The sequence below is a fragment of the Lacticaseibacillus boliensis genome, from assembly GCF_054784775.1.
Genome location: NZ_BAAIHN010000046.1, coordinates 1 through 15,321 on the forward strand (window position 1 = coordinate 1; position 15,321 = coordinate 15,321).

The 15,321-nt window shown below is 47.4% G+C and carries 9 protein-coding genes and 1 pseudogene; all 10 read right to left on the minus strand.

What is annotated here, in order from left to right:
- Positions 1-269: 269 nt before the first annotated feature.
- Positions 270-1,127, minus strand: coding sequence for a sugar ABC transporter permease (locus ACYVRB_RS13050; RefSeq protein ID WP_461215878.1), 858 nt, complete (start codon positions 1,125-1,127; stop codon positions 270-272).
- A gap of 3 nt (positions 1,128-1,130) precedes the next feature.
- A complete protein-coding gene (locus ACYVRB_RS13055) occupies positions 1,131-2,489 on the minus strand; it encodes a carbohydrate ABC transporter permease (protein WP_056962579.1) in 1,359 nt (452 codons plus the stop codon).
- A 138-nt stretch (positions 2,490-2,627) separates the two neighbouring features.
- On the minus strand, positions 2,628-3,863 hold the full coding sequence (locus tag ACYVRB_RS13060) for an extracellular solute-binding protein (protein ID WP_461215879.1): 1,236 nt from the start codon (positions 3,861-3,863) through the stop codon (positions 2,628-2,630).
- A 41-nt stretch (positions 3,864-3,904) separates the two neighbouring features.
- On the minus strand, positions 3,905-5,506 hold the full coding sequence (locus ACYVRB_RS13065) for a glycoside hydrolase family 13 protein (RefSeq protein WP_461215880.1): 1,602 nt from the start codon (positions 5,504-5,506) through the stop codon (positions 3,905-3,907).
- Positions 5,503-6,171: a beta-phosphoglucomutase gene (pgmB, locus tag ACYVRB_RS13070; RefSeq protein WP_461215881.1), complete on the minus strand. Its 669-nt coding sequence runs from the start codon at positions 6,169-6,171 to the stop codon at positions 5,503-5,505. Before pgmB ends, ACYVRB_RS13065 begins: the two co-directional genes overlap by 4 nt.
- A gap of 11 nt (positions 6,172-6,182) precedes the next feature.
- Entirely contained in the window at positions 6,183-8,432 is a 2,250-nt protein-coding gene (locus ACYVRB_RS13075) for a glycoside hydrolase family 65 protein (RefSeq protein ID WP_461215882.1), read from the minus strand.
- A 95-nt stretch (positions 8,433-8,527) separates the two neighbouring features.
- Positions 8,528-10,276 carry a glycoside hydrolase family 13 protein gene (locus ACYVRB_RS13080; protein WP_461215883.1) on the minus strand — a complete coding sequence of 583 codons (1,749 nt, stop codon included), beginning with the start codon at positions 10,274-10,276 and terminating at the stop codon, positions 8,528-8,530.
- Between the two features lies 1 nt (position 10,277).
- Positions 10,278-11,921, minus strand: coding sequence for an alpha-glucosidase (locus ACYVRB_RS13085; protein ID WP_461215884.1), 1,644 nt, complete (start codon positions 11,919-11,921; stop codon positions 10,278-10,280).
- Between the two features lie 141 nt (positions 11,922-12,062).
- Positions 12,063-12,635, minus strand: coding sequence for a uracil-DNA glycosylase family protein (locus ACYVRB_RS13090; RefSeq protein ID WP_461215885.1), 573 nt, complete (start codon positions 12,633-12,635; stop codon positions 12,063-12,065).
- Between the two features lie 1,013 nt (positions 12,636-13,648).
- Positions 13,649-15,018, minus strand: a pseudogene (locus tag ACYVRB_RS13095) (MATE family efflux transporter).
- Between the last annotated feature and the right edge of the window lie 303 nt (positions 15,019-15,321).

Below are 15,321 nucleotides of genomic sequence, written 5' to 3' on the forward strand. Positions count from 1 at the left end.
ATGGGTGTACGGACTCATAGTCGAGTTCTCCTTGTAGTTGGTCTTGTGGTGATTCCATTTTACAAGGACTCAGGCTATGAGTCTTTTCTATTTGACTAATTTGTTGCACTTGAATTGTAAATCCGTCGTCTCAAATTTGAGGCGATGGTGGCTAACTTGATTCTAAAACGCGGGATACAAAAAATCCCTCCATAATCATCAGATGAATTATTGTATTTCATCTGACAACCATAAAGGGATTATCGCAATCGAAGCAGGTTTTTAATTGATCAGCCTTTATCTGCACCAGCAGTGATCCCAGAAACATAGAACTTCTGCATAATGATAAACAAGATCGTGATCGGAATGGCGATGACCACACATCCAGCGATAAATTCAGCGAAGTACGTGGTCGAAGCGCCTTTGGTAGAATGCAACATGTTGTACAAACCATAAGCGATGGTATACGTTTTGGCATTGCCTGAACTCGACAAGATGATCCCTGAGAAAATGAAGTCGATCCAAGGGCCAATGAACGCCGTCAAAGCGGTGTAAACGATGATTGGGCGACTCATTGGCAAGCCGATATGAATGAACACTTGCCATTTGGTGGCCCCATCCATCACCGCTGCTTCATCGATGGCAACTGGAATCGTATCGAAGAAGCCTTTGGCAATGTAGAAGCCCAGTCCCGCACCGCCGACGTAGACTAACGTCAAGCCGCCGAGATTCAACATGTTGAAGTTTTTCAAAATATAGTACAAGGCGATCATCGACATAAAACCTGGGAACATCCCCAAGACTAAGGCGATTTGCAAGAACTTTTTGCGGAAAGCAAAGCGCAACCGCGACAAGGTGTACGCCACACAAATCGTGACAAAGGTGGATAACACCATCGTCACTAAGCTGACCAGCAAGGTGTTGCGGATCCAATACAAGAATGGGAATTGATCAGAAGTGAAGATCCCGATATAGTTTTGCAACGTGAATTGCTTTGGCCAAAATGTTGAGACAAAGCCGGTATCATTATATGAGAAGCTGGCTAAAATGATCCACACAATGGGGATGATCCATAAAATCGCCAGCAGTGCTAACAAGCAATAACGAAATACCAAGGACAGGCGGCGCTGTGCATGATATGATTTCATTTTTTAGCCCTCCTTGAATGCATTGGTGCGACGGTAAGCAATCAGCGAGAATACCGCACTGAGGATAAAGATCAAAATCCCTAATACCGCAGAGGCGTTGTAACGCTGCGTTTGGCCGAAGACCAAGTTGTACAACCAGGTAACCAACAGATCAGTATCCCCGGCGCCGTTATAGTTGTTGTTCATTGGATACCCTGCCGTCAACAAGTAGATCACGTTGAAGTTATTGATATTCCCAATGAATTGTTGGATCAAACTTGGTGCCATCACGAACAGAATTTGTGGGAACGTGATCGAGCGGAACACTTGCCAAGCATTCGCCCCATCGATACGGGCCGCTTCGATTTGATCTTGCGGCAAGTTTTGAATGATCGCCGTGGAAATCAACATCGATACTGGGATCCCGATCCACATGTTGACCACGATAACTGTGATCCGCGCCACCAAAGGGCTGGCAGACGCGCCGATAAAGTTGATCGGACTAGAGATCAAGTGAATACTCATTAAAATATTGTTGAGTGGGCCTTGCAGATCCAAGAATTGAGCCATCATCAACAAGGAAACAAATTGCGGTACCGCGTAAACGATCACGAAAATCGTCCGCCAGAAACCTTTGTGCGTGATGCCTTTGGATTCGATCAGCATCGCCAGCAAAACACCGAAGAAAAATGTCGTCGCCGTGGCACAAACGGCCCAAACCAGCGTCCAACCTAACACTGGGAAGAACGTCCCAGCCAAGTCACCAGTCAACACGTTGCCGAATGCTTTAAATCCAGTCCAAGAAAAACCGATTGGGTGTTTGCCATCATAATTGGTGAACGCCATAGAGATCATGTACACCGTCGGCAAAATCGTAAACGCCACGATCAACACGATCGGCACTGCCAACAACGTGGAATGCAAGCGTTCATCGATCAAGGCATGCAAGTTCTCGTGGTTGGTCGGTACATGTTCGCCGTCACGCAATTGTACATATAACGTGCGCATCGAGCGCAAATGCGCAATATACAAGCCTAACATTGCCAGCAGTAAAATCACTGCCAACACCCCAAATAACAGGATCAATACCGAGTTATCCGGTAGCTTGGTTAAGTAAACGCCTTGGGTTTGATCAAAGACCACTTTTTTAGATTTGATTTCCCCGAGGTTGCTCAGCATGCTTAACGCACTGGCACCACTGAAGATAAACCAAACCCAAAAAGCGATTTGAATGCCTAATAAGGCGATCCCTTTGGCCCATTGCTTATGGCGCAATTGGACAAATCCCATCAGGAGAAATGATAGCTTGAAGGAGACATCGCCTTTTGACCATACCTCTCGATAAGTCGCAGGCGGCTGGACCTTATTGTGTTTTTTAAACATCGTCTTGCTCCTTCCAAAATCAGTTTTGATACAGAATAATGGCTGAAGGTTAAACCCTCCGCTTTAAAGCAAAGCCAAAACTTTGCTTCAAAGCGGAAGTCGTGATCATGGGGATCACGACCCCTCAATTAAATCAGACTAGTTCTCTTTGGAAATGGCATCTTGGAAAGTTTGGAGTTTATCCATGTATTGTGAGCTCTTGATCGAACCGGTGTAAGCACCGTTGATCAAAGGCGCAGATAAGTTCCAGAAGGTTGCCATTTGCGTCATCTTAGGCATGATGATGGAGTGGTCAGAAGACTTGGACATCGTCATCACCGCTTTTGCGACTGGATCAGAAGTGATGGTGTCACTAGCTTGGGCATCTTTATCAACAGGGATCTGACCGGAATTCTTGTAAACGATCAGTTGAGACTTCTTGTTGGCGATGTATTCAGCCAAGGTTGCCGCAGCTTTTTGGTTCTTAGTGGAAGTATGGGAGTTAACTGCAAAGGCTTCGATGCCTAAGAACGCTTTGAGTTGCACTTGCTTGCCGTTGATGTTAACAGTTGGATATGGGGCAACGGCGAAGTTCTTGCCTAAGATCTTCTTGATGTTGGCAGAGTTCCAAGGGCCATCTAAGGTGGCAGCAGCCGCGCCGGACTTCAATTGGTTCAAGGCGTTAGATGTTTGCATGACGTTCTTGTTGGCCTTTTGTTGGGCTAACCAAGTCATGGCTGCAACCCCTTTAGCATTGGCAACGTTGGTGCCTTTCAAGGTTTCACCGTCAGTCCCATACAAGTTCGTACCAGCAGATAAGAAGACTGGATAGTAGTTGTAGGCGTTGGTGAAGTCTGTGGCGATCACACCTTTAGCAGTGATCCCGTCCCAAGTCTTCACATCTTCAGCAGACAACTTGGACTTGTTGTAATAAAGGATTTGGGCTTGTTCAGCAAATGGATAGGCATAAAGCTTATTGTTCCATTCAACCGCTTTAGCTGCAACGGAAACGTTGTTGGCTTTGACAGTCTTAGTGGAAGCTGGTGACAATGGGTTGATGTAGCCTTGATCAGCCATAGAACCTAATTGATCGTTTGGCACTTCGAAAACATCCGCAGCTTTAGCCGGGTCTTTGCCGACATCGGTTTTGGCGTTGGCAGAACCATTAGGACTTTGGGTAACGGCCACTTTAACCTTTGGATATTCCTTGTTGAAGTTCTTAACGATGGTCTTGTAGTAAGGTACCTGTGTGGTGTCGACCCACAATTTAACCGTCCCAGTGACTTCTTTGCTACTGGATGTGTCCGTTGAGCTTGAGCTCTTACCACAAGCGACCAAAGCCATGGATGCGAGCAAGGTGACGCTACCTAACATCACTTTTTTCCAAGTTTTCATAATCTTTGTTCCTCCCCAAAATATCTTTATAATTGCGACACTCACTGCGCCAACTTGGCGATGTAAGCTTGATAAGGTTGAAGCTGGGTGGTGATTGGTTCAACATTGGCGAACAAGATCTCGCTAATATTCGGTTGGTCAAAATGCTGAGGCTGATCGGTTAAGTTGGCCACAACTAGCCAACGTTCACCTTCAAAGCTTCTGATATAAGCCATCACCCCGGAGTCTGTGGTCAGTGGTTCAAAATCACCATGAACGACGATCGGGTTTTGATGACGGAGTTGGATCAAGCGCTGATACACATGCCAAACGCTATTAGGATCAGCCAGTGCTTGTTTGACATTGATGTGGTCGTAGTTGGCATTTTCTGCTAGCCACGGGGTGCCAGTCGTGAAACCGGCATGTGGTGTGGTGTCCCATTGCATCGGTGTGCGCGCATTGTCTCGACCCATGGTATTGATCTGCTGGATCAAGGTGTCAGCGCTTTGGCCTTGGGCTAATTGTTCGGCATACCAGTTGCGACTTTCAATGTCATTGACTTGATCGATGCTGGTCACTGGCCGGTTGGTCATGCCAATTTCTTCGCCTTGGTAAATATAAGGCGTCCCGCGCATCAAGTGGAGCAAAATGGCAAACATTGAAGCTGAGCGTTCCCGATACTGGCCATCATTGCCCCACCGCGACACGATCCGCGGCAAGTCGTGATTGTTCCAAAACAAGCTGTTCCAACCATGTTGATAATCCAACTCGGTTTGCCACTTGATCAAAGTCTGCTTGAACAGATCCAGATCTAATGGCATGGTATGCCATTTGGGCTCACCAGGTTTTTGATCCAGTTGCATGGTTTCAAATTGGAAAACCATCGACAACTCATGGCGCTCAGGATCTGAATACTGCTTGGCAATTTCAGGTGTAGCGCCCCAAGTTTCACCCACTGTCATAAAATCGGCCCGTCCGAAGGTAGCGGCGTTCATTTCTTGCAAGTACTCATGCAAGTGTGGGCCATTTTCGCGAATATCTTGATCTGGAATTTTGCCGATCAAGTCGATCACATCAAGTCTAAAGCCGCCGATGCCACGATCGATCCAGCGATTCATCATCGCATAGACTGCATGACGTACCTCAGGATTTTCCCAGTTGAGGTCCGGCTGTTGCGGACTGAACAGATGCAAGTAATACTGACCGGTTTGTTCATCCAGCGTCCAAGCCGATCCAGAAAACGTTGACGTCATGTCGTTAGGCTCGTGTCCATCAACTGGATCGCGCCAGACGTACCAATCACGCTTAGGATCATTTCGCGAAGACCGCGATTGCTTGAACCATGCATGTTGATCAGACGTGTGGTTGACCACCAGATCCATGATGATGCGAATGTTGCGTTTTTTGGCTTCGGCGATCAAGGTATCCATATCCCCCATCGTCCCAAACTGCGGATCGATGGCTTCATAATCGGCAATGTCGTAACCGTTATCAAAACCAGGCGACTGATACACTGGGCTCAACCAAATCGCATCGATACCTAATTGTTGTAGTTCATCTAAACGGCTGATGATCCCAGGCAAGTCCCCAATCCCATCACCATTGCTATCTTGAAAAGACTTGGGATAAATTTGATAAACGACTGCGTTTTGCCACCAACTCACGCGCTTACCTCCTTAAAAGCTGCAACGATTTTGCTTAACTGCAAGTCTGCGGTACTGGCCACGATATAATCAGCAAGCTTTAAGACTTGCGCATCCCCGATACCAACGGCAAATTGATTGGCGGCTTTAATGGCTTGAACGCCAGCTGACGCATCTTCAAAGCTGATCACTTCATCTGCTTGCAAGTTCAACGCTTGTTGGGCCAAGATGAAGATCTCAGGATCTGGTTTGCCGCGATGCAATTTAGCGGGATCAACGATGGCATCAAATGCGCTGTCGAGTTGCAAGTGTTTCAAAATCGTCGGCGCATTCTTGGATGCTGAGGCGATGCTCACGTGTAAGCCAAGTGCCTTGGCATCTTGTAATAGTTGCGCAATGCCTGGCAAAATGTCTGCTGGTGTCAATGTTTGAATGAGCTGCAGGTATAAGTCGTTTTTGCTTTGGGCAAAGGCAGCTTTTTCGTAATCGGAATACGCATCAACTTTATCGCCATAACCCAAAATCAAATTCAACGAATCCATCCGCGAACGTCCACGCAAGGCGTCATTTGCTTCTGGTGGTAGCACGATATCAAGGCGTTGGGCCAGTTGATTCCATGCTTGTAAGTGGAAGCGCGCCGTATCTGCGATCACGCCATCCAAATCAAAAATTAACCCTTTGAGCATGCAACCCCTCCTTAACTTAAGTGCACCGTTTTATCATTCACCAAGACATCGATCGGATCACCGCTGACTAGCTTCAATGTGGTTTCATTCGCCACATCCACAGCAATCAAGCGACCGCGATAGTTCAAGGTAAAGCTATAATGTGTCCAGCCTTTTGGTACAAACGGCTTAAAGCTCAAGTGTCCGCCAGTGTAACGCATCCCTGCAAAGCCTTGGACGATGGCTAACCAACCACCAGACATGGACGTGATGTGTAGCCCATCTTCAGTGTCGTTGTTGTAGTCATCCAAATCCAACCGCGCCGTGCGGGCATAGAGTTCAACGGATTTTTCTTCTTTGCCCAGTTCTGCAGCTAAAATCGCGTGAATCGAAGCGGACAAGGAAGATTCATGCACTGTCATTGGTTCGTAGAAGTCGAAGTTGGCTTCTTTTTGCTCACGGGTAAAGCGGTCATTCAAGAAGTAAATGCCTTGCAAAACATCGGCTTGCTTGATGAATGGCGAGCGCAAGATCTTATCCCATGACCAGTGTTGATTCAATGGGCGTTGATCGGCTGGGATCGAGCTAGCCGGGCGCAGATCTTTATCCAAGAAGGTATCGTGTTGAACAAAAATGCCCAAGTCTTTATCTTCTGGATAATACATGCGATCGACGATATCTTGCCAATGTGCTTTTTCATCATCCGTCACTGCCAACGCCTGAACTTTATCAACATCCGCTTTTGGTAGGCGCTCAAGGGTGTATTGCAACTCCCAAGCGGCCATGGTGTTGGTAAACCAGTTGTTGTTGACATTGTTTTCATATTCGTTGGGACCGGTAACGCCATGGATCATATATTGTTGATGGCGCTTGGAAAAATGCACCCGATCTGCCCAGAACCGAGCGACACCAACTAACACATCGATACCATCACCATTGACGTAACTTTCATCACCGGTGTAATCCGTGTATTGCTTAATGGCAAAGGCGATGTCGGAATTGCGATGCAGTTCTTCAAACGTGATTTCCCATTCGTTGTGACATTCGATCCCGTTGAAAGTCACCATCGGGAACAATGCCCCGGCCAGTCCTTGTTGTTGGGCGTTGTGATAAGCGCCTGGCAATTGGTCATGCCGGTATTGTAGCAAGGCTCGAGTGACTGTTGGTGGGGTCACCGCCAAGTACATCGGCACCACATACGCTTCGGTGTCCCAATAAGTGGCACCGCCATATTTTTCACCGGTAAAGCCTTTAGGTCCGATGTTTAAGCGCGTATCTTCGCCGTAATAAGTCATAAACAGTTGCGCAATACTGAAGCGGATGCCTTGTTGTGCGGCAGGATCACCATCAATCACCACATCTGATTGTGCCCAACGCTTTGCCCAAACTTGCTCATGAGCGGCTAGTGCTTGGTCAAAACTTTGTGGTAACAGTTTAGCCATCAGCTGGTCGGCTTTAGCCGGTTGCTTTGCTGGTTCAACATCGCGGCTGGTCAACACTATCACGCGTTTTTCAATGGTAAGATCATCACCTTGAGCTAAATCGTAACTCAAGGTTTCATCCAAACGACCAGGTTCTGAGGTTCGCATGCCTTCAACTGTTGCGCCATCCACCTTCAAGGCTTGTTTGAGTAATACCGTAAACTGTGGGACGTCGAAAGGATTGGCTTTGGTTTCAAGCTGAATCGAACCTTTGACGGCATCTTCATGTTGCGGGATCCAGAAGTGTTCGTCGTAATTGGCATCTTCATTGGTGACATTGCCATCTATTGCGGCATCAAACTTCAACTCCGCTGAGCCTTTCAAGACTTTAGCGGCCACTTTGATCAGCCCAGCTTGTTGCATCGCATTGGAAACGAATCGTTCTAATTCAAACGCGACTTCGACGTCATCGGCGACGTATACAAAGCTGCGGGTCAACTTACCTTGATGTAAGTCGAGTTGTAAGTTGAAATCGCGGAAGTTGTTTTTCGCGAGGTCCAACGCCACGCCGTTAATGGTGATGCCTAAGTTGATAAAACTTGGGGCGTTGATGGCTTTGCCAAAATAATCAGGATAACCGTTTTTCCACCAACCAACGCGGGTTTTATCTGGGAACCACACGCCTGCTAAGTAGGTCCCCAGTAACGTGTCACCGGAATAACCTTCTTCAAAGTTACCTCGCATGCCCATATACCCATTACCGATGGCGGTCAGTGATTCTTGCAGGCGCTTATTGGTTTTATCTAGTTGATGCGTTGCCACCAACCAAGGGTCGATGTTGAATAATCGCTTTGCATTCATTTGCACTCACTCCGTTTCGCTTTTAACACTTACTAGTGTAGCAGGCAGGAAAGCGTTTTTATATGGTGAAACCCTTTGTTACCGTTATCAGGATTTCATTGTGTGCGAACAATAAAACCTTTAGGACTTAAAATACCAGCCTCAAATCCTTGTTGCAGTAATGGTTGAGCAGAAATCGCCACCCCTTGATCCGTGGTGTTGAAATACCCAACGAGTGTTTGACCCGCTAACTGGCGCGTGACCTTGATCAGGCCAGCATCCGTTAAGGCATACGTCGTGGTCCCATTGCCTAATAGCTCAGCGTATTCCCGCCGCAGTGCCACTAATGCGTGCACACGTTGCCAAGTTAACTGATGCAATTTTGACCAGTCCATCGGTTTACGATCATCGGGATCATTTTCTCCCGACATGCCCATTTCCGTGCCATAGTAAATGCACGGCGTCCCAGTTTGTAAGAAGGTAAACGCCAAAGCTTGCAGTGCGCGATCCAAGTCGCCGCCAGCCACTGTTAACAAACGCGGCGTATCATGCGAATCCAGCATGTTGAGCATCATAGAATTGACATTATCGCGATATAACATCAACTGATCACTTAAGCGGGCCAGCATCGTTTGCGCATCACTGACGCCAGTTAAGAAATGGTCTTCGATTTGTTGCGTGAAGGCATAATTCATCACGCCTGAGAACTCGTCACCATTGAGCCATGGTTGGCTTGAGTGCCACACTTCCCCTAAAATGTAAAAATCAGGTTTGATGGCGATCAAAGTATCATGGAATTGACGCCAGAAATGATGATCGACTTCATTGGCGACATCTAAGCGCCAAGCATCGATATCAAATTGTTTGACCCAATAAGTCGCGATTTCTAATAAGTAAGCTTGCACTTCAGGGTTGGCAGTGTTGAGCTTCGGCATCCCCGGACCAAAAGCAAAGGTGTCAAATTGCGGATCCCCTTGACCAAGCGTTGGATCGCGGTATGGTAACAGCGGCCAATCATGAATATGGAACCAATCCACAAAACGCGACTTTTGACCGTTTTGCAACACGTCTTGCCATTGCATCGACGCATAACCCATATGGTTGAACACCGCATCAAGCATCACGCGCATGCCGCGAGCATGGGCTTCATGCACCAATTTGGCAAACAAGGCTTTGTCACCAAAGGCTGGATCGATTTCCAAATAATCTATCGTGTCATATTTATGGTTGGAACTGGCTTTAAAAATCGGGCAGAAATATAGGCCGTTCACGCCGAGGTCTTGCAAGTCGTCTAAGTGATCCAGCACGCCTTGCAGATCCCCGCCGTAATAATCGTCGCGACCAGGATGGTCTTCTGGCTGCCATGGCAAACAGTTTTCCGGATTCAAGCTGGGATTGCCATTGGCAAAGCGTTCAGGGAAGATCTGATACCACACGGTTTCACTGACCCAAGTTGGCGTTTTTGTGCGATCGATTTCGTGAAAATAAGGCAGTCGAAAGTAGTTAGCCGCTTCGATCCGCTCAGCTTCATTATCAACGCGTGGTCCCCGATCGCCAAACAACACCGTTTTACCTTCAGTATCTGTCGCGGCAAATAAGTATTGGATGCGCTGATAAGGTGGCTTCAACGTCACTGCCCAGTAATCATGGGTTTGACCACTGGCAATTTTAATCATCGGGGCTTTTGAATAAGTAAAATGATACTCGCCATTTTCGTCGGGTAAATTCCAATAAGGATCCCCATATAAAACGGTCACATTTTGAACATCACCAAGGGCGGTTTTGAATCTGAGCCGGACTTGATGCGCGTCGATCAAGAAACAATCTTCGCTTTCGGGACGATGAGCCATTGCAGAAATTAACATATTATTCCTCCGTGATCAAAACAACACTGGCACCAGCACTGAGGCGCAGCTGTTGGTTCAACAGTTGCACGGTACCATTTTCTAATCGAATATCATAACGCGCTTTAGGCAAATCGATCACTGACGCATCACCGATCGATACGGCGACGATCGCCTTTTGATTTTGGAATTGGCGTTGATACACATAACTATTGGCATCTGTAGTCAACAAGCGATAATCCCCATCACTGAACAAATCTGTTTGCTTGAGTTTCAACAACTCGCGATAAAAATTCAGCTGACTGTCTGGATCATCGTATTGTTGTGCAACCGTTGGTGTATCAATGCTTTTACCTTGCAGCCAAGACGTGCCAGTCGTAAATCCGGCATTTTCAGTGGTATCCCAACGCATACCGCCACGAGCCGGCAGTTTATGGGTGGCAGAGACTTGTTGCAATGCTTGGACTTTGGTTTGTCCAGCCGCAATGGCCGCTTTTACCCAAGGGTCAACGGTTTGATCTTGAAAGGCTTCAACTGAATCAAATTGTAAATTGGTCATGCCTAGCTCTTCGCCATAATAAATGATCGGGATCCCGCGTTGCAAATACATCAACATCGCCAAACTCCGCGCTGTTAGTGAATTTTTGGCGACGCGACCAAGGAGGCGCGGCATATCGTGGTTACTCCAATAAAGCGTCGGCATCGCTGATAAGGTTTGTTGCCACACGGCTTGGGTTTGCTTGAAGGCTTGCCAATCCAATGGTTTAGGCTGGTATTGCGCAGGATATGTGGGATCGACTTGCGACTCATCTTCTTTAAAGTAGCGGAACGTCACCACGCTATCCATCAACCGATCGGTATAAGCTGCCGCCAAATTCACATCGGCACTGGCGGCTTCGCCTAACAAGAAAGCTTGCGGATAATCGGTTTTGATGCGCTCGGTAAATGGCCGCAACCAAGTTTGCACTTGCGGCAAATTGGCAAAAAATGGTTCGGCCACGACAGGTTCGCGTGAGCCATCTGCCGTTGGGAAATCTTGATCTAACCGCGCTTTGGCGATGTGGATAAAGGCATCCACGCGCAACCCATCGATCCCTTTTTTCAGCCAAAAATCTGCAATATCGCCCATCGCATGGCGCACTTCAGGATTTGCCCAGTTCAAGTCTGGCATGTGCCGATCAAATAAGTGGAAATATGATTTCCCGGTGCCCGCTGGATCTTTAGCCCACACAGAGCCGCCAAAGAAGCTGCCCCAATTGTTGGGACGCTGATCGTGATCCCCGGCAAAAATATAATAATCGCGATATAAACTGCCAGGATGCTTGATTGCATCTTGAAACCAAGGATGCTGATCAGACGTATGATTCATCACAAAGTCGAGTAACAAATGAATGCCGGCGTCATGTAGCGCTTTGATCAACGCATCCATATCCGCCATGGTGCCGACATCTGGATCGATGGCATAGTAGTTTGCCACGTCATAGCCATTGTCCACTTGTGGCGAGGTAAATACGGGATTCAACCAAACCGTATTGATGCCAAGCGTTTTTAAATAGGGAATGCGTTGAATAATGCCCGGTAAGTCGCCGATGCCATCGCCATTGCTGTCTTGAAAAGATTTCGGATAAATTTGATAGATAATCGCATGATTATACCAATTTTCCAAAATGTCGCCTCCTCCGTCAAATATATGCTAGGTATAGAATACGGGAATGCCGGCACGCCTTGCAAGCCACGGCTCGTTGTTACCGGTATCAGAATCGTCCCAAATAAAAAGTCTAGTCTTTTCAACTAGACCAATCATCATTTAAAGTAAGTTGCGCACTTCTTGTTGTAAGCGCGGCAGCACACTTTGTTGAAACCATGGATTTTTGTGCAGCCAACCATAATTCAACGGCGACGGATGAACTAACGGAAAGTACGGCTGATACGCTTCAAAGTTGCGCACCGTTTCCGTTAGCGTCTTTTCGCGGTTCGGTAAATAATATTTCACTGCATACATGCCGATCAACAAGGTGAGCTTCACGTGAGGCATCAATTGTAAAATCGGTTTATGCCAACGATCCGCAAACCCTTTGCGCGGCGGTAAGTCGCCACTTTTACCCCGGCCTGGATAATAAAAGTCCAACGGCACCACGCCAATTTTTCCAGAATCATAAAACTCGGCTGAAGTCACACCCATCCACTCGCGCAAACGATCCCCTGAAGCATCGCGCCAATATGTTTTCGCCAGTTGGGCAGAGCGGCTAGGGGCTTGGCTCACGATCAAAATCGTCGCCTCTGGTTCTACATGATACAGCGGTTCGATCCCAGCTTTAGTGAACTCAGCGTTAGCCGAATCTTGTTTGATTGCTTCAAAAATTTCGTCAGCAGTTGGTATCAGTCGTCCTCCACAAGTTAAGTGAGTCGATTATACCGCAAACACAACATGGCAGTGGCGATTCACAACTTTTTCGACAAAATACCCTAGTTGAACACAAGCTAAACCGCGATTGATCAACCACAGTTCGCCTTTTGATGGAAATTTAGGAAAAACGTTTATAATCGTTAGTCTTGTCAGGGTGAAACAAGGGTGGTAAACTGAACGCGTTAACAAGGTGGAGAAAGCAACTTAGCGCACGCTGCTTGAAACTCTTCGCAACGGGGGACAGATCCCCGCAGGCCCAGTGAGACTGATCCGCAGTGACCCCAGCTTAACTGTTGGTCGTCATTGGATCTCTAGCATCAAAGTGCCGGCACTGTGAAGGGTTCTTCGGAACTCATTCGATTACACCGGATCGATTTCCTCATGGTGACATGGGAAGCAAGTCGACGTCTGTGGGCGAAAGGCAATGCAGAGCCTATTAGCCATCAAAGTGGTCTAAGGCCAATCCCCTAGGGCTACGCAGAAACGTACTTGGATACATTATGGTAACTGTTTGGACGTAATTGGATATTGAATGGCGTAAAAGCCAGAAGCCCACGAAATGGGAAACTGTTTTGTGGACTTTGTGTGCTGTTGGCGTCTTCACCCGTTAAAGCATGAAGATTGCATCCGACATGACACCCATGTTATCATTTGGGTATTAAAAACCCATACCGCGTCAACGATATGGGCTACGCTTCCGCCTCAATGGCGGCGGCCGATGACTACAGTCTAATAGTGAAAGCTAGAAAGCCGTACGATCACTCGCCAAAGTTCCTGTACGGCTTTTCGCTTGCACTTTTTCGGTCTTGGATGACCGAAAGTTGCCTTAAGCTCCCGAATAAGTTGACGATAACTATTGCAGGATATTTTCATAAACCATTGTCAAATATCACAGAACTCAATGCGCATAAAAACAGGGACGACTGCTTATTTTCACCAATCATCCCGGTTTTTTTGACCTTAATTTTTTGACGCACGATCAATTTTCAAATCGGATCTTGCGCCGCCTCGGTCGCTTTTTTTGCGGCTTGTCGGTCTTCTTGTTGCCGGATCTTCTTCATCGTTCGGAAGTACACATTGACCAACACGAATACCGAGCCGATCCAAGCCAGTGGATTGTCCAGCAAAGCCCAAGTGCGTGACCAACACGATCCCAGCAAAAGCACGCATCAACAATTCAAACAACCCAGCAACAGTTGGCACCATGGTTTTGCCCAAACCTTGCAACAGATTCCGCATGGTGAACAAAATCGCGAGTAGCCAATACATGCTGGCATTGTAATGGAAGTAAGTTTGCGCCAGTGCGGTGACGGCAGGCTGGTTGGGGCCTAAGAACAAGTTGACCAAGGGCTTGCCAAACATAATGATCAACGCGCCAAGTACGGCCGATACCCCCAACGTTAAGGGCTAACGTTTGATGCACCCCACGGCGAATCCGACCGTATTCGCGCGCGCCGAGGTTCTGCGCTGCAAAAGTTGCCATCGCAAGGCCAAACGACGATGCCGGCAGCGTCGCCAACTGACCGATCCGCCCAGCTGCTGTGTATGCCGCAACCGCATCTGTCCCTAAGGTATTGAGCATCACTTGCAAAATCACCGAGCCGATGGCAATAATCGACATACTAAAGCCCATCGGCAAACCGACTTTGAGGTGTTCTAAAATGCTTTGCCAATCAAAAGCGAGATCTTGCTTGCGAATGACTAATAGCGGGATGCGCTTTTTAATGAACAACCAACACAAAATCGCTGAGAAAGTTTGCGCGATCACCGTTGCCCAACCAGCGCCAGCCACACCCCAATGGAAACCTAAGATAAACAGCAATTCCAAGGCGATGTTCACCACGGTGGCGATGATCAAGAAAATCAACGGCGTGCGCGAGTCGCCTAACGCGCGCATCATGTTACTCAACAAGTTGAACGCCATCGAGGCAAATACCCCGATGAAAATGACCCGCACGAAAGCGACGGATTGATCGATGATTTCCGGTGGTGTCTGCATCAATTCCAATAACGGTCGGGTCATCGATACAGAAATCGCGGTTAAAATCGCGGTGATGGCGATACTGATCCAAATGCTCGACCCAAAACTTTTCCGGACGCCGCGTTCATCGCGGGCCCCAAAGGCTTGAGCAGTGAGCACCGATAACCCGGCGGTGGTCCCTTGGGCAAACCCAATGATCAAAAAGTTGATACTCCCAGTGGCCCCAACTGCCGCCAATGCGTCTTTGCCGATGGTCCGGCCGACGATCAGCGCGTCCATAAAACTATATAGCTGTTGAAAGACATTCCCAATTAAAAGTGGAATGGTAAATAAAATCACCAATTTCAATGGATTGCCTTTTGTTAACGTGCGCACACTACCCCTCCTTTGCGAAACCGATTTCTTCAACTCCGAGCATCTTACGACAGTTTTGGTCAAAAGTCATCAGGCAATGCGCATGAAAATCAATATTTTTGTATTTTCATTTTGAACCCGCGTTTTAGAATCAAGTTAGCCACCATCGCCTCAAATTTGAGACGATAAAAAACACTAAGACAAAAGTCCTGTTATCATTGAAGCTACCATACAAACAATGAAAGAAGGATGTCTTGATGCAAGACCAGCTTATCACGCCTCACGTTAAAGGTCACCACCTAACCCCATCTGAGCGTGGAGAAA